22 protein-coding genes are annotated in these 20,690 nt (G+C 70.5%); 11 read left to right on the top strand and 11 right to left on the bottom strand.

The genetic code is table 11. The annotated features are described in order from the left end of the window. Window positions 1-87: 87 nt before the first annotated feature. A complete protein-coding gene (locus ACX80N_RS15930; RefSeq protein WP_459340161.1) occupies window positions 88-558 on the bottom strand; it encodes an NUDIX hydrolase in 471 nt (156 codons plus the stop codon). A gap of 5 nt (window positions 559-563) precedes the next feature. Continuing rightward, entirely contained in the window at window positions 564-1,070 is a 507-nt protein-coding gene (locus ACX80N_RS15935) for a prepilin peptidase (protein ID WP_459340162.1), read from the bottom strand. A 58-nt stretch (window positions 1,071-1,128) separates the two neighbouring features. On the opposite strand from ACX80N_RS15935, the gene ACX80N_RS15940 reads away from it, so the two are divergent. Next, entirely contained in the window at window positions 1,129-1,884 is a 756-nt protein-coding gene (locus ACX80N_RS15940; RefSeq protein ID WP_459340163.1) for a hypothetical protein, read from the top strand. A 39-nt stretch (window positions 1,885-1,923) separates the two neighbouring features. Here the strand turns inward: ACX80N_RS15940 and ACX80N_RS15945 are convergent, their stop codons facing one another. Both ACX80N_RS15945 and ACX80N_RS15950 read right to left on the bottom strand, forming a co-directional pair. After that, window positions 1,924-3,249, bottom strand: coding sequence for a PhoH family protein (locus tag ACX80N_RS15945; RefSeq protein WP_240615054.1), 1,326 nt, complete (start codon window positions 3,247-3,249; stop codon window positions 1,924-1,926). A 226-nt stretch (window positions 3,250-3,475) separates the two neighbouring features. Then, window positions 3,476-4,243 (bottom strand): isoprenyl transferase, encoded by a 768-nt coding sequence (locus ACX80N_RS15950; protein WP_205753578.1) that lies wholly within the window; start codon window positions 4,241-4,243, stop codon window positions 3,476-3,478. Between the two features lie 292 nt (window positions 4,244-4,535). On the opposite strand from ACX80N_RS15950, the gene trhA reads away from it, so the two are divergent. Next, a complete protein-coding gene (trhA, locus tag ACX80N_RS15955) occupies window positions 4,536-5,201 on the top strand; it encodes a PAQR family membrane homeostasis protein TrhA (RefSeq protein WP_105031635.1) in 666 nt (221 codons plus the stop codon). A 19-nt stretch (window positions 5,202-5,220) separates the two neighbouring features. Here the strand turns inward: trhA and ACX80N_RS15960 are convergent, their stop codons facing one another. Both ACX80N_RS15960 and mca read right to left on the bottom strand, forming a co-directional pair. After that, complete coding sequence (locus ACX80N_RS15960) at window positions 5,221-5,619, bottom strand: hypothetical protein (RefSeq protein ID WP_459340164.1); 399 nt, start codon at window positions 5,617-5,619, stop codon at window positions 5,221-5,223. 36 nt (window positions 5,620-5,655) lie between these two features. Further along, the gene (gene mca / locus ACX80N_RS15965) at window positions 5,656-6,576 is read right to left on the bottom strand and encodes a mycothiol conjugate amidase Mca (RefSeq protein WP_105031364.1); all 921 of its coding nucleotides are present in this window, start codon (window positions 6,574-6,576) and stop codon (window positions 5,656-5,658) included. 143 nt (window positions 6,577-6,719) lie between these two features. Here mca and ACX80N_RS15970 point away from each other — a divergent pair, with 143 nt between their 5' ends. Both ACX80N_RS15970 and greA read left to right on the top strand, forming a co-directional pair. After that, the gene (locus ACX80N_RS15970) at window positions 6,720-7,085 is read left to right on the top strand and encodes a DUF4307 domain-containing protein (RefSeq protein WP_105031363.1); all 366 of its coding nucleotides are present in this window, start codon (window positions 6,720-6,722) and stop codon (window positions 7,083-7,085) included. Between the two features lie 196 nt (window positions 7,086-7,281). After that, window positions 7,282-7,773 (top strand): transcription elongation factor GreA, encoded by a 492-nt coding sequence (greA, locus tag ACX80N_RS15975; RefSeq protein ID WP_105031362.1) that lies wholly within the window; start codon window positions 7,282-7,284, stop codon window positions 7,771-7,773. 13 nt (window positions 7,774-7,786) lie between these two features. Here greA and ACX80N_RS15980 read toward each other — a convergent pair whose 3' ends face one another. The 4 genes from ACX80N_RS15980 to ACX80N_RS15995 all read right to left on the bottom strand — a co-directional run bounded on the left by ACX80N_RS15980 (window position 7,787) and on the right by ACX80N_RS15995 (window position 12,025). Then, entirely contained in the window at window positions 7,787-8,374 is a 588-nt protein-coding gene (locus ACX80N_RS15980) for a rhomboid family intramembrane serine protease (protein WP_459340165.1), read from the bottom strand. An 8-nt stretch (window positions 8,375-8,382) separates the two neighbouring features. After that, window positions 8,383-9,636, bottom strand: a complete 1,254-nt coding sequence (gene ilvA, locus ACX80N_RS15985) for a threonine ammonia-lyase (RefSeq protein ID WP_459340212.1) — start codon at window positions 9,634-9,636, stop codon at window positions 8,383-8,385. A gap of 98 nt (window positions 9,637-9,734) precedes the next feature. Beyond that, window positions 9,735-11,066: an AI-2E family transporter gene (locus ACX80N_RS15990; protein ID WP_459340166.1), complete on the bottom strand. Its 1,332-nt coding sequence runs from the start codon at window positions 11,064-11,066 to the stop codon at window positions 9,735-9,737. Between the two features lie 44 nt (window positions 11,067-11,110). Beyond that, window positions 11,111-12,025 carry an aldose 1-epimerase family protein gene (locus tag ACX80N_RS15995; protein WP_459340167.1) on the bottom strand — a complete coding sequence of 305 codons (915 nt, stop codon included), beginning with the start codon at window positions 12,023-12,025 and terminating at the stop codon, window positions 11,111-11,113. A gap of 128 nt (window positions 12,026-12,153) precedes the next feature. On the opposite strand from ACX80N_RS15995, the gene ACX80N_RS16000 reads away from it, so the two are divergent. The 3 genes from ACX80N_RS16000 to galK are packed head-to-tail and all read left to right on the top strand — an operon-like array spanning window position 12,154 to window position 15,235. Continuing rightward, a complete protein-coding gene (locus ACX80N_RS16000; protein ID WP_459340168.1) occupies window positions 12,154-12,954 on the top strand; it encodes a DeoR/GlpR family DNA-binding transcription regulator in 801 nt (266 codons plus the stop codon). Next, entirely contained in the window at window positions 12,951-14,081 is a 1,131-nt protein-coding gene (gene galT, locus ACX80N_RS16005) for a galactose-1-phosphate uridylyltransferase (protein WP_459340169.1), read from the top strand. The genes ACX80N_RS16000 and galT overlap by 4 nt, the downstream gene beginning before the upstream one ends. Continuing rightward, on the top strand, window positions 14,078-15,235 hold the full coding sequence (gene galK / locus ACX80N_RS16010) for a galactokinase (RefSeq protein WP_459340170.1): 1,158 nt from the start codon (window positions 14,078-14,080) through the stop codon (window positions 15,233-15,235). The genes galT and galK overlap by 4 nt, the downstream gene beginning before the upstream one ends. A 119-nt stretch (window positions 15,236-15,354) precedes the next feature. Here galK and ACX80N_RS16015 read toward each other — a convergent pair whose 3' ends face one another. Further along, window positions 15,355-16,209, bottom strand: coding sequence for a Bax inhibitor-1/YccA family protein (locus ACX80N_RS16015; RefSeq protein ID WP_459340171.1), 855 nt, complete (start codon window positions 16,207-16,209; stop codon window positions 15,355-15,357). 297 nt (window positions 16,210-16,506) lie between these two features. Here ACX80N_RS16015 and ACX80N_RS16020 point away from each other — a divergent pair, with 297 nt between their 5' ends. The 4 genes from ACX80N_RS16020 (at window position 16,507) to ACX80N_RS16035 (ending at window position 20,686) form a co-directional block, all read left to right on the top strand. Then, window positions 16,507-17,832 carry a branched-chain amino acid ABC transporter permease gene (locus ACX80N_RS16020; protein ID WP_105031355.1) on the top strand — a complete coding sequence of 442 codons (1,326 nt, stop codon included), beginning with the start codon at window positions 16,507-16,509 and terminating at the stop codon, window positions 17,830-17,832. A 9-nt stretch (window positions 17,833-17,841) separates the two neighbouring features. Further along, entirely contained in the window at window positions 17,842-18,822 is a 981-nt protein-coding gene (locus ACX80N_RS16025; protein ID WP_105031354.1) for a branched-chain amino acid ABC transporter permease, read from the top strand. 137 nt (window positions 18,823-18,959) lie between these two features. Further along, window positions 18,960-19,946, top strand: coding sequence for an ABC transporter ATP-binding protein (locus tag ACX80N_RS16030; protein WP_459340213.1), 987 nt, complete (start codon window positions 18,960-18,962; stop codon window positions 19,944-19,946). Beyond that, window positions 19,946-20,686, top strand: a complete 741-nt coding sequence (locus ACX80N_RS16035; RefSeq protein ID WP_105031353.1) for an ABC transporter ATP-binding protein — start codon at window positions 19,946-19,948, stop codon at window positions 20,684-20,686. The genes ACX80N_RS16030 and ACX80N_RS16035 overlap by 1 nt, the downstream gene beginning before the upstream one ends. The last annotated feature ends 4 nt before the right edge of the window (window positions 20,687-20,690 follow it).

Genomic DNA, 20,690 nt, shown 5'->3' on the forward strand with positions numbered 1-20,690 from the left:
CTCTCCTCCCCCCCCCCCCCCCCCCCCCCCCCCCCCCCCCCCCCCCCCCCCCCCCCCCCCACCACCCCCCCCCCCGGGCCGGTGGCGTCAGGGGACGAAGCGCGTCACGCCGTCGAAGGCCCCGGCCTCCTGCACGAGCGCGAGATGCCGGGGGTTCAGCGGCGGCAGGTCGTCCAGCGGGAACCAGCGGACGTCGAGGGATTCGTCGTCGTTCACGCGCGCGGTCCCGCTCACCCACCGGCACCGGAAGTCGAGGGTGAGGAAGGTGCACACGTCCCCGTTGGGGAAGGTGATGGGACCGTCGACGCCGGTGGCCAGCAGGTACTCGACCTCGACCGCGACGCCGGTCTCCTCCTCGATCTCCCGCCGCAGCGCGACGGCGGGCTGCTCGCCGGGTTCGACCATGCCGGTGATGATGGCCCAGCGCCCGTTGTCGGCGCGTCGGCCGAGCAGCACCCGGCCGTCGTCGTCGAACACCACGCCGCCGACACCGGGCAGCCACAGCGGGTCATGGCCGATCTTGCGGCGCAGGTCGACGACGAACTCGGGGGTGGGCATGCTTTTCAGGGTAGTACAGCCAGTGCCAGCGCAGCCCCGCCGATGAGGAACGGGCCGAACGCCACGGACGAGGTGAGCGTCGCCCGCCGGGTGGCGACGAGCGCGAGGCTCCACGCACCACCGAGGACGACGGCGAAGAAGGGACCCCACCACACCTCGGCCCCGCCCGCGAAGCCCAGGTAGAGGCCGAGGAGCCCGGCAAGCTTGACGTCGCCGAAACCCAGCCCCCGGCGGGACAGCAGGTGCAGCACCGCGAAACCCGCCCACAGCGCGAGGCCGCCCGCGAGCATCCCGAGGACCCGGTACCACTCGCCCGCGGTCCCGCCCGCCGCCCCGAGCAGGAGGGCGGCCGCCGGATAGGAGGGGAGCACGAGACGGTCCGGCAGGCGATGGGTGCGCCAGTCGATCACGACGAGCCGCCCTCCGACCACCAGGAAACCCAGGAGAGCGAGCGCGAGCAGGGCGAAGGCGGCAGGCTCCTCCACGAGGTAGCCGGCGAGCACGGCGGTCACGCCCCCACGCTAGCCCACGCCCCGTCCCGGGCCCGGAGGCGGCGGTTACACTGTGGAAATGTCGGCCCAGCACAGTTCCAGTTCCGAGGAGACGTTCCGCTCGCTCTGCCGCTCCTCCCCCTGGCGCTGGGAGACGCTGCGGTTCACGATCACCTGGCGCACCCCGACGGAGCAGGGCGACGACACCGCACCCCCGCTCACGGCCTGGCTGCGCAGGCCCGCGGCACTGCGCGTGGAAGCCGCGGACGGCACCCTGCTCCACTCGACGACCGGCAACGAGACCTCCCGCGACGCGCTCTACGTGAGCGCCACCCGCAAGTCCTGGCTCCTCGCCCCCCGGCTCGTCACGCCCGTCTACGACGACGCCGGACTCGTGCGCCGCCGGCCCGAGGCCGCGTACGGCGAGGCGGTGTTCGGCGATCCCCGCTGGTCCTCGATGCTCGACCCGGTGGAGCTCGCCGGGAACGCGCCGGTGGCCATGGTGTACCCGGGGGCGAACCGCGTGGAGGTGGCGGACGTCGCGGAGGAGACGTTCGCGGGCCGTCCCGTCCTCGCGGCGACCGTCAGCCCCAACGCCTCCTACGAGCCCGCCGCTCCGGGCCGCCCGCTGGTCGGTGAGGGCCGCAGCCGGGTGCTCCTCGATGTCGGCACCGCGGTCTGCGTGTCGACGACGGCGCTGGACGGACCCGCGCGTGGAGCGGGACACGATCTCCACATCCTCGGCGTCGACGAGTACCTGACGGACGACTACTTCCGGGCGGCTCCCCCGGAGCTCAGCGACGTGAGCCGCCACGTGCCCTGGATCGTCGGGTAGGACGCGGGCCGCTGTCACGCGGCCCGCGTACCGGACGTCCTAGAGTTCCGCCTCCTCCAGCAGCTCCGTCACGAGGGCTGCGATCGGCGAGCGTTCGGACCGCGTCAGCGTGACGTGGCCGAAGAGCGGATGCCCCTTGAGGATCTCGACGACGGCCGCGATGCCGTCGTGCCGGCCCACCCGGAGGTTGTCGCGCTGCGCGACGTCGTGGGTGAGGACGATCTTCGAGTTCTGGCCGATGCGGCTCATGACGGTGAGCAGCACGTTCTTCTCGAGGGACTGCGCCTCGTCGACGATCACGAACGAGTCGTGCAGACTGCGGCCCCGGATGTGGGTGAGCGGCAGGACCTCGAGCATGCCACGGTCCAGGACCTCCTCGACCACCTCGGCCGAGACGAGCGCACCGAGGGTATCGAACACGGCCTGCGCCCATGGGTTCATCTTGTCGTTCTCGCTCCCGGGCAGGTAGCCCAGCTCCTGGCCGCCCACCGCGTAGAGGGGACGGAAGACCACGACCTTGCGGTGCTCGCGGCGTTCCAGGACCGCCTCGAGCCCCGCGCACAGGGCCAGGGCGGACTTCCCCGTCCCGGCGCGCCCGCCCAGGGACACGATCCCCACCTCGGGATCCAGCAGCAGGTCGATGGCCAGGCGCTGTTCCGCGGACCGGCCGTGCAGGCCGAAGACGTCGCGGTCCCCGCGCACCAGGCGGACCTGCTTGTCGGTGCCCACGCGGCCCAGGGCGGAACCGCGCGGGGAGACCATGATGACCCCTGTGTTGACGGGCTGCTCGGCGGCGCCGGGCGTGAGGACCGCCTCGTGGTCGTAGAGGGCGTTGACCTCCTCGATCGTGGCGTCGAGCTCCGCCACCCCCGTCCAGCCGGAGTCTTTCACGAACTCGTTGCGGTACTCGTCGGCGCGGAGCCCCATCGCGGAGGCCTTCACGCGCATGGGCAGGTCCTTCGAGACCACCGTGACGTCGCGCCCCTCGACGGCGAGGCCCTTGGCCACGGCGAGGATCCGGGAGTCGTTGTCACCGTTGCGGAAGCCTATCGGCAGCACCTCGGGTGAGACGTGGTTCAGCTCCACCCGCAGCGTCCCGCCCGCGTCCCCGATCGGGACATCGGTGTCCAGCCCGTCGTTCTCCACCCTCAGGTCATCGAGCAGCCTCAGGGCCTTCCGCGCGAAGTAGCCGAGTTCCGGGTCGTGGCGCTTGCCCTCGAGTTCGCTGATGACGACCACGGGCAGGATCACTTCGTGTTCGGCGAACCGCAGGATCGCGCGGGGATCGGACAGGAGCACCGAGGTGTCGACGACGTAGCTGCGCCGCGGGTCGGCGGCCTGCTGCGGGGTGTTGGGTGTAGCCACATGAACTCCGCTCCGGGGTGGAAGCACCCCGAATTCGTAGGGGGGTGGGCGATCCGGCCAGGAGGCCGGCCGGCCTCCCCGACTCGTACGAGATGCAGGGCACCATCGGCGTCATCAGCGGCCTTCCGTCGGCGGATCGGATGTCCGCCGATGGGATGACCCTACGCCGTCGGCCGGGCCTGCGCAGTCCCCTTCCCCGTGTCGTTCATGAAGGGCCGGTGAACACTCAGGAGCCGAAGCGGCGCTGCCGGCGGCCGAAGTCGCGCAGGGCGCGGAGGAAGTCGACCCGGCGGAAATCGGGCCACAGGGCCTCGCAGAAATAGAACTCACTGTAGGCGCTCTGCCACATGAGGAAGCCCGACAGCCGCTGCTCGCCCGAGGTGCGGATCACGAGATCCGGGTCCTGCTGTCCGCGGGTGTAGAGGAAGGAGGAGATGTGCTGGTCCGTCAGTTCCTCGGCGAGGGTCTCGAGGGACAACCCCCGGCCCGCGGCGTCCCGCATCAGCTCCTTGACGGCGTCGACGATCTCGCGGCGTCCACCGTAGCCCACCGCCACGTTGACGTGGAGACCGTCGATCTTCTCCGTGGACGCCGCCAGGCCCACGAGCTTCTCCGCCAGGTCGTCGGGCAGCAGGTCGAGGGCGCCGACCGGCTGCACCCTCACGCGGTTGCTCTCCCCCAGCCGGTCGAGGGTGTTGGCGATGATGTCGAGGAGCTGGTCGATCTCCTCCTGGGGCCGTCCCATGTTGTCCGTGGAGAGCATGTACAGCGTCACGACGTCGACGCCGAGCTCCTCGCACCAGCCCAGGAACTCGTGGATCTTGTCCGCGCCGGCCTGGTGCCCGTGGCTCGTGGGGGCGCCCGCGAGCTTCGCCCACCGACGGTTGCCGTCGACCATGACGCCGATGTGGTGCGGGATCCGCTCGGGCGCGAGGTTCCGCTGCAGCCTGCGTTCGTAGAAGCTGTAGCCCACTCCGGAGAACTTCGACGTCACGCGCGGCTGCCCTCCCCCTGGTTCGAAGCTCCGGCCGGGGCCGGAGGCGATCTCGACCCGGGACGCCTGCGCCCCGGTACCTCGTCCTACCGTATTCCAACCGTACCGGCAGTTGCCGTGTACCCGCCTCCATCCGTCGCCGGAACGGTCAGCGGCCGTGCCGCCGCCGTCCTGGTGCGACGGCGCCGTGGGCTAGAATTCCGGCATGACCCCGCGCTTCCCGGATCCCGTTCCGGGCCCCTCGGAACCTGCGGGCCGCCGCGACAGCGCGCTCCAGGACGCCGTGTCCTCGATGGCCGGACCCCTCGCCGACGCACTGGCGGTCAAGCCGCTCTGGCGCGGGTGGATCCACGCCGTCGCCACGCCCCTGGCCGTCGCCGCGGGCATCGTCCTCGTGGCGCTGGCACCCACGCCGGGGCTGCGGGTCGCCTCCGCCATCTACGCCTTCACGGGGATGCTGCTCTTCGGCGTGAGCGCGGTCTACCACCGGGGCAACTGGAGCCCGAAGGTGAAGGTGGTCCTCAAGCGCCTCGACCACACGAACATCATGCTGGTCATCGCAGGGTCCTACACGCCGCTCGCCTGGGCCCTGCTGGAGCGGGACAAGGCGGAGACCCTGCTGTGGGTGATCTGGGGCGGGGCCGTCGCCGGGGTCCTGTTCCGGAACCTGTGGGTGGATGCGCCTCGCTGGCTGTACGTGCCGATCTACGTGGCGCTCGGCCTCGGCTCCGTGTTCTACATGCCCGACTTCTTCGCCGCCGACCTGCCCGCCGCGGTGCTCATCTGCGTGGGCGGAATCCTGTACATCGCCGGCGCCGTGTTCTACGGGATCAAGAAGCCGAACTTCTCCCTGCGCGTGTTCGGGTTCCACGAACTCTTCCACGCCTTCACGGTGGCCGCGTTCGCGGCCCACTTCATCGCGATCATGCTCGCGGTCCTGGATCCGGTCCGCGCCTAGCAGTCCGGCCGGCCGGAGCTCAGCGGTTGTCCGGGCCGTGCTTCCCGCCGGGCAGGGACCGGCCGACGCCGTCCGTGCCACCCGGGCCGCTGCCGTCCTGCGGACCGCGCAGGTCGGCGTCGTCAGCCCCTGACCGGGCGGCGCCGCCCGCCGCGGCCCGCTCGACGCGGGCCTGCTCCACCTCGGCGGCGTACCGGACCCGTCGGATGCGCTTGACCATGTCGCGGATGAGGAAGACCACGATCACGACGACGAACAGGGTCGCCAGGAAACCGAGGGTCCCGGGTGTGACCGAGGCCGGGTCGAGGCCCGGTTTCAGCGTCGGGTCCCCCGACGGCGTCGTCGTTGCAGCCAGGGCCAGGTCAAGGAACACGCATGCACCACTTTCGGGGATCGCGGCGGGTGGGATGACCGCCACGCTCAATTCTACGCGGGATAGAAATGTCGGGAGGACCTAGTCCGGCGTGATGCCGGTGAAGAAGTCGTCCTCGGGGAGCGGGGCGTCCACGCGCGAGGTGATGAGGGAGTAGTCCTCCCACGGCCAGACCTGCTGCTGCAGTTCCACCGAGACGGCGAAGAAGAAGCCCTCGGGATCCACCTGCGTCCGGTGCGCCAGCAATGCACGCTCGCGGTGCCCGAAGAAGTCGCCGCAGTCGATCTGCGTGGTGGTGGGATGGACGGGAGCGGGGGGCTGGTGGCCCTCGGCGTCCGCCTCCAGCCACTGCGCGATGCGTTCGGCGTAGGGCGACTGCAGGCCGGCCTCCTCGAGGGCGAAGTGCAGCGCGCGGAACCGCTCCGGGTTGAAGGCGCGGTCGTAGTAGAGCTTCGACACGCTCCAGGCCTCGCCCGTCCCGGGGTAGCGCTGCGGGTCGGCGGCGGCCTCGAACGCCTCGACGGCGATCCGGTGCGCCATGATGTGGTCGGGGTGCGGATAGCCGCCGTTCTCGTCGTAGCTGAGGATCACGTGCGGGCGGAACTCGCGCACGAGCTTCACCAGCGGTGCCGCGGCCTGCTCGAGGGGCTGCAGAGCGAAGCACCCGGCGGGCAGGTCAGGGAGCGGATCCCCTTCCGGCAGGCCCGAGTCGGTGAACCCGAGCCACCGCTGCTGCACGCCGAGCTCGGCCGCGGCGCGGGCCATCTCGACGCGGCGGAGGCCCGCCAGGTCCCGCTTGGCGTGGGCGTCGTCGTTCATCGCCGCGTTGAGGATGGAGCCCCGCTCACCTCCCGTGCACGTCGCGACCATGACCTCGGCGCCGGCCGCGACGTAGCCCGCCATCGTGGCCGCACCCTTGCTCGACTCGTCGTCGGGGTGGGCATGGACCGCGAGGAGGCGGAAGCCCTCACGGGTGACACGGGAAAGATCCTGGCTCGGCAACACGTGCTCCTGGGTCTGCGGGGGATGGAGGGCGGCCGGAGGTGGCCGCCCGGGACGGACGGTAAAATAGGAGGGTGAGCTCCGCCCAGACGTCACCCCCAAGCCTAGCCAATCGCTACGGCGCCCCAAAGCGCCGGAAGAGGATGGGCCGCTCGCGGACGCTGATCATCGCCGTGCTCCTCGCAGCCGTGGCCGCCGTGGCCGCCATGGCCCTCACCTCCGGCAGCCCCGACGTCTCGTCGAAGGACGTGGGTTTCTCCCTCATCGCGGACGGTCGCGCGAGCGTGGACTTCGAGGTGACGAAGGACCGCTCGGCCACGGCGCAGTGCGCTGTGCAGGTCCTCAGCGAGAACTACGCCGTCGTCGGCTGGAAAGTGGTGACCATCGGGCCGAACGGTGCCGAGGACGGAGCGAACGGCGGCGGCACGACGGCGCACCGCGCCGACATCCGCACCGATTCGCCGGCGGTGTCCGGCGGTGTCAACGCCTGCTGGATCGCCGAGGACTGAGCGCTCCCCCGCGGCTCTCTTGGGTTCTGGCCCCCTCCCCTCTAGACTGGACCGATACCTAGCCCCGCTTCACCGGGTACCGGCCCTCCGGTCCCACGAGGCGGGGTGTTTGCTTGCCGCGGGTGGTGTCTCCACCACCATCCGCCCCGCCATCAGCCCCTCCACCACGGTGGCGGCCGTATCGAAGGAGTAATCCGTGTCCACGAACAGCGCACCGGTCGCCTGGCTCACGCAGGAGGCCTACAACCGACTCAAGACCGAGCTCGAGTACCTGTCCGGTCCCGGCCGCACGGAGATCGTCGCCCGCATCGAGCAGGCACGCTCCGAGGGCGACCTCAAGGAGAACGGCGGGTACCACGCTGCCAAGGAGGAGCAGGGCAAGGCCGAGGCCCGGATCCGGCAGCTCACGCATCTGCTCAACAACGCGCACGTGGGTGAGGCCCCGGCGGACAACGGGGTCGTCGAGCCCGGCATGATGGTGTCCGCGAAGATCGCGGGCGACGTGGAGAACTTCCTGCTCGGGAGCCGCGAGGTCGCCGGCGACACGGACATCGACGTCTACAGCGAGAAGTCACCGCTCGGTGCGGCGATCCAGGGCAAGAAGGCCGGCGACACCGTCACGTACGCAGCGCCCAACGGCCGGCAGATCACGGTGGAGATCATCTCGGCCACGCCGTACGCAGGCTGACCGCGCGGCCCTGTCAGAAGCGGTCCGTCCCCTCGGGGGCGGGCCGCTTCCGCTTGAGCAGGAAGGCCGCCAGGACTCCGCCGAGTGCCCCGAACAGGTGCGCCTGCCAGGACACGTTGGACCCGAACGCCGGCAGGATGCCCCACAGGATGGACCCGTAGACGGCGAACAGGACCCCCGCAAGGAGGATCTGCCGCCAGTCGCGGTTGTAGAACCCACGCGTGATCAGGTAGGTGAACAGGCCGAACACCACGCCCGAGGCGCCGATCGTCAGTCCTCCGCCGAAGAGCCACGTCCCGAGGCCGGAGGCGAGCCAGCTGATGCCGACGGCCGCCGCGAAACGCCGCGCGCCCTCCAGGAACGCCAGGAACCCCAGGACCAGCAGCGGCAGGGTGTTCCCCGCCAGGTGCCCGAGGCCCCCGTGCAGGAGCGGGGCGAACAGCACGCCGTCGAGCCCGTCGATCCGGCGGGGCGCGATGCCCAGGGTGCGAACCAGGAGATTCCCGAGGACGAGGTTCAGCCCGAACACGACCCACATCGCGCCGACGAGCACGACGACGGTGACGAGCCCGGCCTGCGCCCGGCGTGCGAGCGGCTGCATGACGGTCCTCACCCCCGGATGACGACCGGCTGGAAGCCCTCGGCGCGCAGGTTGCTGAGCACCTGCTCGCAGTGCTCCTCCCCCTTGGTCTCCATGTTGATGGTGATCGCGACGTCGCCCATGCTGATGGATCCGCCCACCCGCGTGTGGTCCAGGCCTGTCACGTTCGCGTCCGACTCCGCGATGATCCGGGAGATGGTGGCGAGGGAGCCGGGGCGGTCGTCCAGCAGCATCCGCACCACCAGGTAGCGGCCCGCCGCGGCGAGGCCGCGCTGGATGACCTTCAGCATGAGCATCGGGTCGATGTTCCCGCCCGAGAGCACCACGACGGTGTTGCCGGGCTGGGCCCCGTTCTCGGTGAGCTTGCCGTCGAGCAGGGCCGCCACGCCCACGGCGCCGGCCGGTTCCACCACCATCTTGGACCGCTCCAGCAGGAAGATGAGCGCCCGCGCGAGGGAGTCCTCGCTGACCGTCACGACGTCGTCCACGAGTTCCCTGATGATCGAGAACGGCAGTTGGCCGGGCCTCCCGACGGCGATGCCGTCCGCGATGGTCGAGACCTTCGTCAGGGGCACGAGGGCGTCGGCGGCCAGGGACGGCGGGTAGGCCGCGGCGTTCTCGGCCTGCACCCCGATGATCCTGATGGTCCGGCCGAGTTCCCTGGCCCGTTCCTTGACCGCGACGGCCACCCCGGCGAGGAGTCCCCCGCCGCCCACGCCCATGAGGATGGTGTCGACGTCGGGCACCTGCTCGAGGATCTCGAGGCCCACCGTGCCCTGGCCCGCCACCACGTCCACGTTGTCGAACGGGTGGACGAAGACGGCGCCGGTCTCGTCGGCGTACCTGCGGGCCTCGGCGAGCGCCTCGTCCACGTTGTGGCCGTGCAGCACCACCTCGGCACCGTGGCCGCGCGTCGCGGCGAGTTTCGGCAGGGCGACCCCGAGGGGCATGTAGATGCGGGCGGAGATGCCGAGGCGGGCCGCGGCCACGGCGACGCCCTGGGCGTGGTTGCCGGCCGACGCCGCGACGACGCCGCGCGCACGTTCGGCCTCGCTGAGCTTCGCCATGCGGTTGTACGCGCCGCGGACCTTGAAGGACCCGGCGCGCTGCAGGTTCTCGCACTTGAAGGACACGGGCGAGCCGGTGAGGCGGCCGAGGGCTCTCGACTGCTCGATCGGCGTGCGGGCGATGACGCCCTCGAGGGTCCTGTGCGCGGCCTCGACATCGGCCAGGGTCACCGGGAGGTCGGTGCCGGCGGGGATCTCCAGCACGCTGACGGCGCCGGGGATCGCGCCGGTCGTCACGCCGGGGATCCGGCTGGTCCGGGGGGTTGCGGTGGAGTTCGTCACGGTCTGCTCGGTCACTGGGAGGTCTCTCTCTGGAGTGCTGGCGCCGGCTCGGCGGCGGAGGGTCCCGGGGTGCTGGCCGGCGACGGCGAAGATCCTCTCTCCGCTGCCACCGGCCCGCTAATGACGGACCCTCCGGCGCGTGGCCAGCCGGCCCTCGCCACCACGGGATCGTATTCCCAGGCCCGGTGCGCGATGTAACGGACGGACGTGTTGAGCACCGCGAGGATCGGCACGGAGAACAGGGCGCCCGGGATCCCGGCCAGGAGCGTGCCGCCCGCGACGGCCAGGACGACGGCGAGCGGGTGGAGCGCGACGGCGGGCCCCATGACGAGCGGCTGGAGGACGTGCCCCTCGAGCTGCTGGACCAGGAACACGATGGCGAGCATCACGAGCGCATTGACCCAGCCGTTGGCCACGAGGGCCAGCAGGACCGCCACGGAACCGGTGGCGAGGGCACCGACGATGGGGATGAAGGAGCCGAGGAACACGAGCACGCCGAGGGGCAGGGCCAGCGGGACGCCGATGACGGCCGCGCCCACACCGATGCCGACGGCGTCCACGGCCGCGACGAGCATCTGCACGCGCACGTAGCTGGCCATGGACATCCAGCCGCGCCGGCCGGCGCCGTCGACCGCCGCGCGCGCACGGCTCGGGGCGAGCCCCACCAGGAAGCGCCAGATGCGGCCGCCGTCGAGCAGGAAGAAGATCAGCGCGAACACCGTGAGGAGCGTACCCGCGGCCACGTGTCCTGCCGTCGTGCCGAAGGACAGCGCCCCGCTGAGGATGGAGGCACTGTTGCTCTGGACCGCGTTGCCGATGTCCTGGAGGTACTGGTCGATCTGCGACGCCGAGAGCTGGAGCGGGCCCTGTGACAGCCAGGCCAGCATCTGCTGCACGCCGGTCTGGGCCTCACCTCCCAGGCTCGCCAGCCCGAGGGCGAGCTGACGCCCGACGAGGAGGAGTGCCGCCGTGATGAGGCCGAAGAACGCGAGGAGCGTGATCGCGACGGCGAGCCCGTTGGGGACCCTTCGACGCCGGAGGGCGGTCTTGACGGGCAGCAGCAGTGCGGCCACCAGCCCGGCGATCATGAGCGGGATGACGAGGAGGGAGATCCGGGTCAGGAGGTAGATCAGCGCGCCGCCGACCACGATCACGAGCCCCAGCCGCCAGGACCACGAGGCGGCGACGCGCAGCGCGAACGGGACATCGGTCCGGTCGTCGGCGCGCTCGGGCTGCCGCACCTCGGGCGGCTGCGGGGGCAGCGGGTCGGGCAGGGCAGCGGCGCCACGGCTCACCGCACGCTGGAGGGCGCGCTGGGGTTTCGCTGCGGGGAAGCGCTGCATGGGTCAATCCTTCCACAGAACCCCTCCGCGCAGGCCCCCGCGGTCTATCGGAGACCCGGCAGGATCCCCCATCCCGCGGCGAAGGACGCCCCCGGCTCGAGCCACCGGAGGCCCTCCTCGGAGTTGAACGCATCGGCGGGTGCCGTCATCGGCTCGACGGCCACGGCCTTGCTCACGCCGGGGTAGATGGTGCTGATGAACACGTGGGCGTAGGCGAAGGGCGCGTCGGCCCAGAGGGTCACGCTCCGGCCGTCCGGAGCCGAGAGCACGTGCTCGTAGCGTCCGTCCACCATCGACAGGCCCGTGAAGGCGGCATCGAACTCGATGTCCCCGATCCGCCGGCCGTCGCGGAGGTCGTACTGACCGGCCACGGGCGCCTTGCCCGTGGGGATCGACCGGTCGTCCGCCTCGAACATCTCCTCCGCCTGCAGCGTCAGGGTGAGGTCCTCGGTGGGGACGTCGGAGATCTTCAGGTACGGATGGGCACCGAGGGCGAAGGGTGCGGCCGTCGTCGAGAGATTGGTCAGCTCCTGGGTGACGGTCAGCTGCTCCTCCGTGAGCTCGTAGCTCGCCCGGTGGAGCAGGTGGAACGGGTACCCGTGCTGCGGGAAGACCTCGGCCTCGAGGACCACGCTGGACGTCCCGACGTCGACGGCCCGGTAGCCGGTGTTCCGCAGGAGCCCGTGGATCGCGTTGCCCTTCGAGGGCTCGGTGATGTCCAGCCGCTGCTCCTGCCCGTGCAGCGACCACCGGCCGCCCGCCACGCGGTTGGGCCAGGGCGCGAGGAGGATGCCGCCGCCGCCCGCGGGGATGGCCCCGTCACCCCACGTCTCGGTGAGGGCCACGCCGTCGTACTCGTAGGAGCGAAGCGCGGCCGCGAGCGTCGCCACGACGACGGTCGCGGGTCCGGCCTTGAGGGTGTAGTTCGTGCCGCTGGCCAGTGGGGTCGCCGAAGTCATGCAGCGATGCTACCGCCGGCGGGGCCGCACGTTGCCGTAACCGGCGATGGCCGGCCACCGTATGATAGCTTTTGTTCGATTTGGTTCGGAGACGTTCGAGTGAACACCACGGCCCCACGAGGAGGATCATGCTCGCAGCGGAGCGCCATGCGGCGATCCTCGACCACCTGACGCGTCTGCCCGCCGTCAGGGTGAGGGGCCTCGCCGTCGCGCTGGGTGTCTCCGAGATGACCGTCCGCCGTGACATCGACACGCTCGAGGCCCGTGGGGCGCTCGTGCGGGTCCACGGCGGCGCTGTCCGTCCGGGCAGCCTCAGTTCCGTGGAGGCGGGCTTCGAGGCCAACCGGACGCGCGGCGGGGAGGCCAAGCGAAGGATCGCGGCGGCCGCCGCCTCCCTCCTGACGCCCGGCATGACGGTCTCCATCACGGGCGGCACCACCACCTTCGCCCTGGCACCCCTCCTCCCCCGCATCCCGGGGCTGACCGTGATCACCAACTCGCTGCCGCTGGCGGACGAGCTGCACCGGCTGCGCGGCGCCTCCCCCGGTGACACCGCACCGCAGGTCCTGCTCTCCGGCGGCCAGCTCACGCCGTCCAAGGCGCTCGTGGGTCCGCTCGCCACCGGCGCCATCGCCTCCCTCCGCGCCGACCTCTGCTTCATGGGCGCGCACGGCGTCGACGCCGAGGCCGGCATCACCACGCCCAACCTCGCCGAGGCCGACACGAACCAGGCGTTCGCCCGCACCTGCGGGCAGCTCGTCGTCCTCGCCGATGCCACGAAGATCGGTGTCGTCAGCCTCGCCCGCGTCTCGGCCCTGGACGCCGCCGCCGCCCTCGTCACCGACCGGCAGCCCGACGACCGCTACGCCGCCCTCACCCGGATCCTCTCCGACCCCGTGCCCGACCCCCACCTGGAAGAACGCCCATGACCCTCATCACGCCCACCCGCCTGTCCGACGGACGCGAGCTGATCTACTTCGACGCCCGCGAGGAGAGCGCCGCGCAGCACCGGGACGCAGCCGCCACCTCGGACGCGCGTGGCCTGCCGCCACGCGGACCCGCGGGGACCGCCCGCTACGACGCCCTGACGGGCGAGTGGATCGCCGTCGCGGCCCACCGCCAGTCGCGCACGCACCTCCCGCCGGCCGACCAGTGCCCCCTGTGCCCCACCACAGCGGCGAACCTCTCCGAGATCCCGGCCTCCGACTACGAGGTCGTCGTGTTCGAGAACCGCTTCTCCTCCTTCGGCCCCGACCTCGGCACCCTCCCGGCAGCACCGGAGTGGGGCACGACGGCGACGGCGTACGGACGGTGCGAGGTGGTGGCCTTCGACTCGGCGCACGAGGGCTCCTTCGGGTCCCTCAACCCCGAGCGTGCCCGGACCGTCATCGACGCCTGGGCCCAGCGCACCGAGGCCCTGTCCGCCATGCCCGGGATCAAGCAGGTGTTCTGCTTCGAGAACCGCGGGGCGGACATCGGCGTGACGCTGCTCCACCCGCACGGGCAGATCTACGCCTACCCCTTCATCCCGCCGCGTGCCGCGATACTCGCGGCCCGCGCCTCCGAATTCTACGAGGCCTCCGGCCGGACGCAGACGCTCATGGGTTCCGCCCTGGCCGCCGAACGGTCGTCCGGCGAGCGCATGGTGATCGAGGGGAAGCACTTCAGCGCCTTCGTGCCCTTCGCAGCACGCTGGCCGCTCGAGGTGCACCTGGTCCCCCACCGGCAGGTCGCCGACATCACGGGCCTCACGGGCGAGGAGCGCGACGAGCTCACCACCGTCTACCTCGAGCTCCTCGGCAGGCTGGACGCCCTCTATCCCACGCCCACCCCGTACATCGCGGCCTGGCAGCAGGCACCGGTGGACGACGTCCTGCGGCCGGCCGGCTACCTGCACCTCCAGCTGACCTCGCCCCGCCGCGCCGCCGACAAGCTGAAGTTCCTGGCGGGCTCGGAGGCCGCCATGGGCGCTTTCATCAACGACACCACCCCGGAGAAGGTCGCGGAAGCACTCCGTAGCGCCACTCCCGCATCAGCCCGGAAGGACCAGGCATGAACTCCACCCCCCTCGACCTCGCGGCCGCTTTCACCGAGCGCTTCGGCACCGAGCCCGACGGTCTCTGGTCCGCGCCGGGACGCGTCAACGTGATCGGCGAGCACACCGACTACAACGACGGCTTCGTGCTGCCGTTCGCGATCAAGCACTCGACGACGGTGGCTGCGGCCGCCCGTCCGGACCGGCTGGTCCGGGTGGCGTCCACCTTCGCACCGGACGAGGCGCCCGTGACCGCCGACCTCGACACCCTGGAGGAGGGCGGCGTGGAGGGCTGGGCCGCGTATCCGCTCGGTGTCCTGTGGGCCATGGAGCAGTCGGGCCACCGCTGCCCCGGCATGGACCTCCTCGTCGATTCCTCGGTGCCGGTCGGCGCGGGCCTGTCCTCCTCGGCGGCCCTCGAGTGCTCCGTCGCGGTCGCGGCGAACGAGCTCGCCCGGGCCGACGTCTCCCGCAGGGAGCTCGCCGTGATCGGGCAGCTCGCCGAGAACCGCATGGTCGGCGCCCCCACCGGCATCATGGACCAGTCGGCGTCGCTCCTCGGCGAGGTGGGCCACGCCGTGTTCCTCGACTGCCGCTCCGGCGACTCGCGACTGGTCCCCCTCGACCTGGAGGGCGCCGGGCTCGAACTCATGGTCATCGACACCCGGGTCAGCCACTCGCACTCCACCGGCGGCTACGCTGCGCGGCGGCGCTCGTGCGAGCTGGGCGCAGAGCTCATGGGCGTGCCGGCGCTCAGGGACCTCTCGGTCAAGGACCTCGCAGAGGCGGCCGGCATCCTCGACGAGGAGACCTTCCGGCGCGTGCGCCACATCGTGACCGAGAACGCGCGCGTCGAGGACGCCGTGGAGATCCTGACCAGCAAGGGTCCGGCGGACCTCGGTCCACTGCTCGTGGCGAGCCACGCCTCGATGCGGGACGACTTCGAGATCTCCTGCGCCGAGCTCGACACCGCGGTGGACGCGTCTCTCGAGGCCGGCGCAATCGGCGCCCGCATGACCGGCGGCGGCTTCGGCGGGGCCGCGATCGCCCTGGCCCGTGTGGACGACGTCCCGGCCATCCGCGCCGCCGTGGAGGAGGCGTTCTCCGCCGCGGGCTTCCGCGCTCCGGTCATCTTCAGCGTCCTGCCGGGCGCCGGAGCCGCGCGCGTCGCCTGACCGGCTCGTCCGCGGGCGTCGGGGAAACAGGACGCCCGCATGATGAAGAAGAGACCCGCAACCGGAGGGTTGCGGGTCTCTTCCTGTTCAGGTGGGGCGCTCGATGCCCCGGGGTGCTGCTAGTCGTCGCCGCGCAGGATCGCGAGGAGGCGGAGGATCTCGACGTACAGCCAGATGAGCGTCACCGTGAGGCCGAACGCAGCCGTCCACGAGTACTTCTGCGGGGCGCCCTGCCGGACGCCTTCACTGATCGAGGTGAAGTCGACGATGAGGGAGAAGGCGGCCAGGCCGATGGCCAGGAGCCCGATCACGACGCCGAGGGGGATGTCCGTGCCCGGGATGGTCGCACCGCGCAGGCCCCAGGGGTCACTCGTCACACCGAACACCATCAGGCCGAGATTCAGCAGCGAGAAGACGGCATAGCTGATCAGCGCGATCATGAAGAACTTCATGGCCTTGGGGGTCGCGCGGACCTTGCCGCTCTTGAAGAGCGCGAGCGTCACGCCGAAGACGACGAGCGTGCCGAGCACGGCCTGCATGGCGATGCCCGGGTACAGGGCCTCCAGGAACATGGTGAGTCCACCGACGAACAGGCCCTCGAGCCCGGCGTAGGCGAGGATCAGCGCGGGCGAGGGCTCACGCTTGAACGCGTTCACCAGGCCGAGCACGAAGCCGCCGAGCGCCCCGACCACCATGAGCGGAAGGGCGAGACCCGGCAGGACGAACGCGGGGACAGCCGCACCCACGAGGACGAGACCCAGGCAGAGCAGCGTCTTGACGATGACGTCGTCGAAGGTCATGCGTCCGGTCTGGGCCGGACCCGCCGACGGCTGGTTGTACATGTGCTCCAGCTGCTGCTGGTTCGCGACCGCCGTACCGCCGTAGGTCATGGTGCCGAAACCGGCCGTTTCGTTGCCTCGGGTAGCGGAACGGAAGTTCTTCCCGTTGAATACCGGATTACCGCCAAGTGCCATTTTGAGTTAGTCCTCCATTAGGGGGCCGAGTGTCTTCCAACCCTACCAATCCCAACGGTTCGCGGCCCCGGATGTTCCCGCACAGCGTAGGGCAACCAGGCGTCCCGTGCCCGCGGAATTGCAATACGAAGGTGCCTTGCAAAAACTTTCGTTATCGAATCGCTACCTTTGCGGGACGCTTTTGCGGAAAGCCGAAACATGCCGCTAGTAACATGATCCCCACGCCGTGACACTCGTCACACCCGTTGATACCGGCGGCTGCCCGCCGGGACTGCCCCCACCGTGGAGGTTCCCATCTTGATCACCCTATCGACGCCTGCACGGATCAGGAGGTCGCTGCTCCTGGTGCTCGGCTTCCTGACGATCGTGCTGCTCGGCGCCCCCGCGGCGCAGGCGTCCCCCGCACTGCCCCAGGCGCAGACCGCCTCGTCCGTCCAGGCCTCCGAGTTCGACAACCGGATCGGCGGTGTACTGCGCGGGGCCGACGGCCCCATCGCCGACGTCACGGTCACCGCGACGGGCGACGGGTTCGAAGGGGAAGCCACCTCGGGCCCCAACGGTGCCTGGAGCATCGGGGTGCCCGAGCAGGGCACCTACGAGGTGGCCATCGACGAGGACACCCTCCCCGAGGGCATCACCCTCGCCGAAGGGCAGGAGAACCCTCGCCAGGTCACCTTCGCCAACACGTCCAGCGCCACCACCCTGTTCCTGTTCGGGGAGGGCATCGTGACGCAGCAGACGCCGTTCCTGGAGACGCTCGCCGAACGTGCCCTGGCGGGGTTCAGCTTTGGACTCCTGCTGGCCCTCAGCGCCGTCGGGCTGTCGCTCATCTTCGGCACCACGGGCCTCACCAACTTCGCCCACGGAGAGATGGTCACACTCGGCGCGGTCCTCGCATTCGCCTTCGCGGGAGCAGGACTGCCGATCGCCGCCGCCGTCGTCCTCGCGGTCCTCGGCGGCGGGCTCCTGGGTTACGTGCAGGATGCCGGACTGTGGAAGCCCCTGCGCCGGCGCGGCACCGGGCTCGTCCCGATGATGATCGTCAGCATCGGCCTGGCGCTCGCGCTGCGGTACATCATCCAGTTCTTCTTCGGCGGGGCCACGCAGCAGCTGCCCGGCTCGCAGAGCGAGATCATCGACCTCGGATCGGTCTCCATCTCCCGCAACAACCTGATCTCCCTGATCGTGAGCCTCGTGATCATCCTCGCGGTCGCGTTCCTGCTCCTGCGCACGCGGATCGGCAAGGCCACGCGTGCCGTCGCCGACAACCCCGCGCTCGCCGCCGCCTCCGGCATCGACGTGGACCGCGTCATCCGGATCGTGTGGGTGGTCGGCGGGATGCTCGCGGCCCTCGGTGGCATCCTCTGGGCCTACTACCGCCCCGGGGTGTCCTACAACATGGGCCAGCAGATCCTGCTGCTCATCTTCGCCGGCGTCACCCTGGGTGGTCTGGGCACCGTCTTCGGCGCGCTCGTCGGCTCCATCATCGTCGGGCTGTTCGTGGAGATCTCCACGATCTGGCTCGAGGCAGACCTCAAATACGTGGGAGCGCTGCTGATCATGATTCTCGTGCTCCTGTTCCGGCCGCAGGGTATCCTCGGCCGCCGAGAGCGCATAGGTTAGGGGCTCCCCATGGACTTCGGTAACATCCTCGTCAACGCCTTCGGCGAACTGATCAGCCCGACGACGGCGGCCTACGCGCTCGCCGCTCTCGGCCTCGCCGTGCACTTCGGCTACTCCGGCCTCCTAAACTTCGGCCAGGCCGGCTTCATGGCCGTCGGCGCCTACGGGTACGCCATCTCCACGCTGAGCTTCAACGCGCCGCTGCCCGTGGCCGTCCTCGTCGCCCTGCTGGCGTCGGTGGTCTTCGCGATCGTGCTCGGCATCCCGACACTGAGGCTCCGCGCGGACTACCTCGCGATCGTGACGATCGCGGCCGCGGAGATCATCCGCTACATCGTGACGACCAACGGACTGACCGACATCACGGGCTCGGCCAACGGGCTCGCAGCCTTCGAGGGCGGGTTCTTCGACCTGAACCCGTTCCCACCGGGCACCTACAACATCGGTCCGCTGGGCATGAACGAGCGCGACTTCTGGATCCGGATCGTCGGCTGGACGGTCGTCGTCCTCGCCTGCCTCGTGGTCTGGCTCCTCATGCGCAGCCCCTGGGGCCGCGTGCTGAAGGGCATCCGCGAGGACGAGAACGCGGTGCGCTCGCTCGGCAAGAACGTCTACGCCTATAAGATGCAGGCGCTCGTGATCGGCGGTGTCCTCGGATCGCTCGCGGGCATCATCTTCACGCTGCCCCGCGGCGCGGTGCAGCCCGCGAACTACGCGACCGAGCTGACGTTCTTCCTGTACACCTGCCTCCTGCTCGGCGGCATGGCCACTGTTCTCGGACCGGTGATCGGGGCGATGATCTTCTGGGTGGTGCTCTCGTTGACGCAGGGACTGCTGTACGGCGCGATCGAGGTCGGCGCCATCACGTTCCTGTCCAACTCACAGGCGGGTCAGCTCCGCTACATCCTCGTGGGTGTGGCACTGATGCTGCTCATGGTCTTCAGGCCGCAGGGCGTCCTGGGTAACAAGAAGGAGTTGGCGTTCGCATGACCGGCAGCCACAGCAACAGCAGTCCCGATGACGCTCAGGCAGGGACCGGCTCGCACGCCGTCGGCGGAGCGGCCACCGGGTCCGCCGACGGGTCCACCGCCCGAGGGGCAGCCGTCCCGACCGCCGAACACGACCACATGACCGATTCCCAGCCCATCACCACCGGCGGGACCGGTCCGGGCTGCAGCAAGCGGGACCCCATCGTGATCGCCAAGAACGTGACGCGCAGCTTCGGTGGCATCAACGCCGTCGACGTCGAGCACCTCGAGATCCCACGACACAAGATCACTGCGCTGATCGGTCCCAACGGGGCCGGGAAGACGACGCTGTTCAACCTGCTCACCGGGTTCGACACCCCGAACAGCGGCGATTGGGAGTTCGACGGCAGACCGCTGGCCAAGGTCGCCTCGCACAAGGTGGCCCGGATGGGCATGGTGCGGACGTTCCAGCTCACGAAGGTCATGGGCAAGCTCACCGTCATGGAGAACATGCGCCTGGGCGCCACGGACCAGCCGGGCGAGAGCCTCGCCAGGGCCCTGTTCAAGGGCATCTGGGGCGGCCGCGAGCGCGAGATCACCGAGCAGGCGGAGGTGCTGCTGGCGAAGTTCAAGCTCGACGCCAAGCGCGACGATTACGCGGCGTCCCTCTCCGGCGGCCAGCGCAAGCTCCTCGAGATGGCGCGGGCGCTCATGGTGCGGCCCCGGCTCGTGATGCTCGACGAGCCCATGGCCGGCGTCAACCCGGCCCTGACGCAGTCGCTCCTCGACCACATCAAGAACCTCAAGGCCGAGGGCATGACCGTCCTGTTCGTCGAGCACGACATGCACATGGTGCGGCACATCGCCGACTGGGTCGTGGTCATGGCCGAGGGCAAGGTCGTCGCGGAGGGACCGCCCGACATCGTGATGAAGGACCAGGCCGTCATCGACGCCTACCTGGGCGCACACCACGACGTCGACCTCGGTGACTCCACGGGCATCGAGCGCCTCGAGGAGGAACTGGCCCACGACGAGGAGTCGGTGGTCGGCACCGAGAACGAGGGGATCCTCGGGCACGGCGTCACGGAGGTCGGCGGCGGAGCCTACGCCGCGGGCTCCGCACACAAGGACGAGGAGACCAAGTAATGGCTGAATTCGAGGGCGACTCCGTCGTCAAGGTCACCGACCTCGTGGCCGGGTACCTGCCCGGTGTGAACATCCTCAACGGCTGCAGCATCGAGGCCCGCCGGGGCGAGCTCATCGGCATCATCGGGCCGAACGGGGCGGGCAAGTCCACGCTCCTGAAGGCCATGTTCGGCCTCGTGAAGGTCCACTCGGGCACCGTCGTGGTGCGCGGCCAGGACCTCACGGGGCTGAAGGCCAACAAGCTGGTCAGCCGGGGCGTTGGCTTCGTGCCGCAGAACAACAACGTCTTCTCCACGCTGACCATCGAGGAGAACCTCCAGATGGGGATGTTCCAGCGGCCCAAGGACTTCAAGGAGCGCTTCGACTTCGTCGCGAGCCTCTTCCCCGAGCTGGGCAAGCGGAAGGCGCAGCGCGCCGGCTCGCTCTCCGGCGGCGAGCGGCAGATGGTCGCCATGGGCCGGGCGCTGATGATGGACCCCGCCGTGCTGCTGCTCGACGAGCCGTCGGCGGGCCTCTCCCCCGTGAAGCAGGACGAGACGTTCCTGCGCGTCCATGAGATCAACCGGGCCGGGGTCTCGGTGATCATGGTGGAGCAGAACGCCCGCCGCTGCCTGCAGATCTGCGACCGGGCGTACGTGCTGGACCAGGGGAGGGACGCCTACACGGGCACCGGGCGCGAGCTGATGAAGGATCCCAAGGTCATCCAGCTCTACCTCGGCACCCTCGCGGACACCGCCTGAGGTC

The organism is Arthrobacter sp. MDT2-16 (assembly GCF_054510925.1).

Bases quoted from the DNA above. Each gene is read 5' to 3' on its own strand.
- ACX80N_RS15995 (WP_459340167.1), bottom strand. From the start codon at position 12,025: ATGACTTCGGCGACCCCACTGGCCAGCGGCACGAACTACACCCTCAAG.
- ACX80N_RS15990 (WP_459340166.1), bottom strand. From the start codon at position 11,066: ATGCAGCGCTTCCCCGCAGCGAAACCCCAGCGCGCCCTCCAGCGTGCG.
- trhA (WP_105031635.1), top strand. From the start codon at position 4,536: ATGGCCGGACCCCTCGCCGACGCACTGGCGGTCAAGCCGCTCTGGCGC.
- ACX80N_RS15980 (WP_459340165.1), bottom strand. From the start codon at position 8,374: ATGCAGCCGCTCGCACGCCGGGCGCAGGCCGGGCTCGTCACCGTCGTC.
- ACX80N_RS16015 (WP_459340171.1), bottom strand. From the start codon at position 16,209: ATGGCACTTGGCGGTAATCCGGTATTCAACGGGAAGAACTTCCGTTCC.
- galT (WP_459340169.1), top strand. From the start codon at position 12,951: ATGACCCTCATCACGCCCACCCGCCTGTCCGACGGACGCGAGCTGATC.
- ACX80N_RS15930 (WP_459340161.1), bottom strand. From the start codon at position 558: ATGCCCACCCCCGAGTTCGTCGTCGACCTGCGCCGCAAGATCGGCCAT.
- ACX80N_RS15940 (WP_459340163.1), top strand. From the start codon at position 1,129: ATGTCGGCCCAGCACAGTTCCAGTTCCGAGGAGACGTTCCGCTCGCTC.
- galK (WP_459340170.1), top strand. From the start codon at position 14,078: ATGAACTCCACCCCCCTCGACCTCGCGGCCGCTTTCACCGAGCGCTTC.
- ACX80N_RS15970 (WP_105031363.1), top strand. From the start codon at position 6,720: ATGGGCCGCTCGCGGACGCTGATCATCGCCGTGCTCCTCGCAGCCGTG.
- ACX80N_RS16035 (WP_105031353.1), top strand. From the start codon at position 19,946: ATGGCTGAATTCGAGGGCGACTCCGTCGTCAAGGTCACCGACCTCGTG.
- ACX80N_RS16000 (WP_459340168.1), top strand. From the start codon at position 12,154: ATGCTCGCAGCGGAGCGCCATGCGGCGATCCTCGACCACCTGACGCGT.
- ACX80N_RS16025 (WP_105031354.1), top strand. From the start codon at position 17,842: ATGGACTTCGGTAACATCCTCGTCAACGCCTTCGGCGAACTGATCAGC.
- ACX80N_RS16030 (WP_459340213.1), top strand. From the start codon at position 18,960: ATGACCGATTCCCAGCCCATCACCACCGGCGGGACCGGTCCGGGCTGC.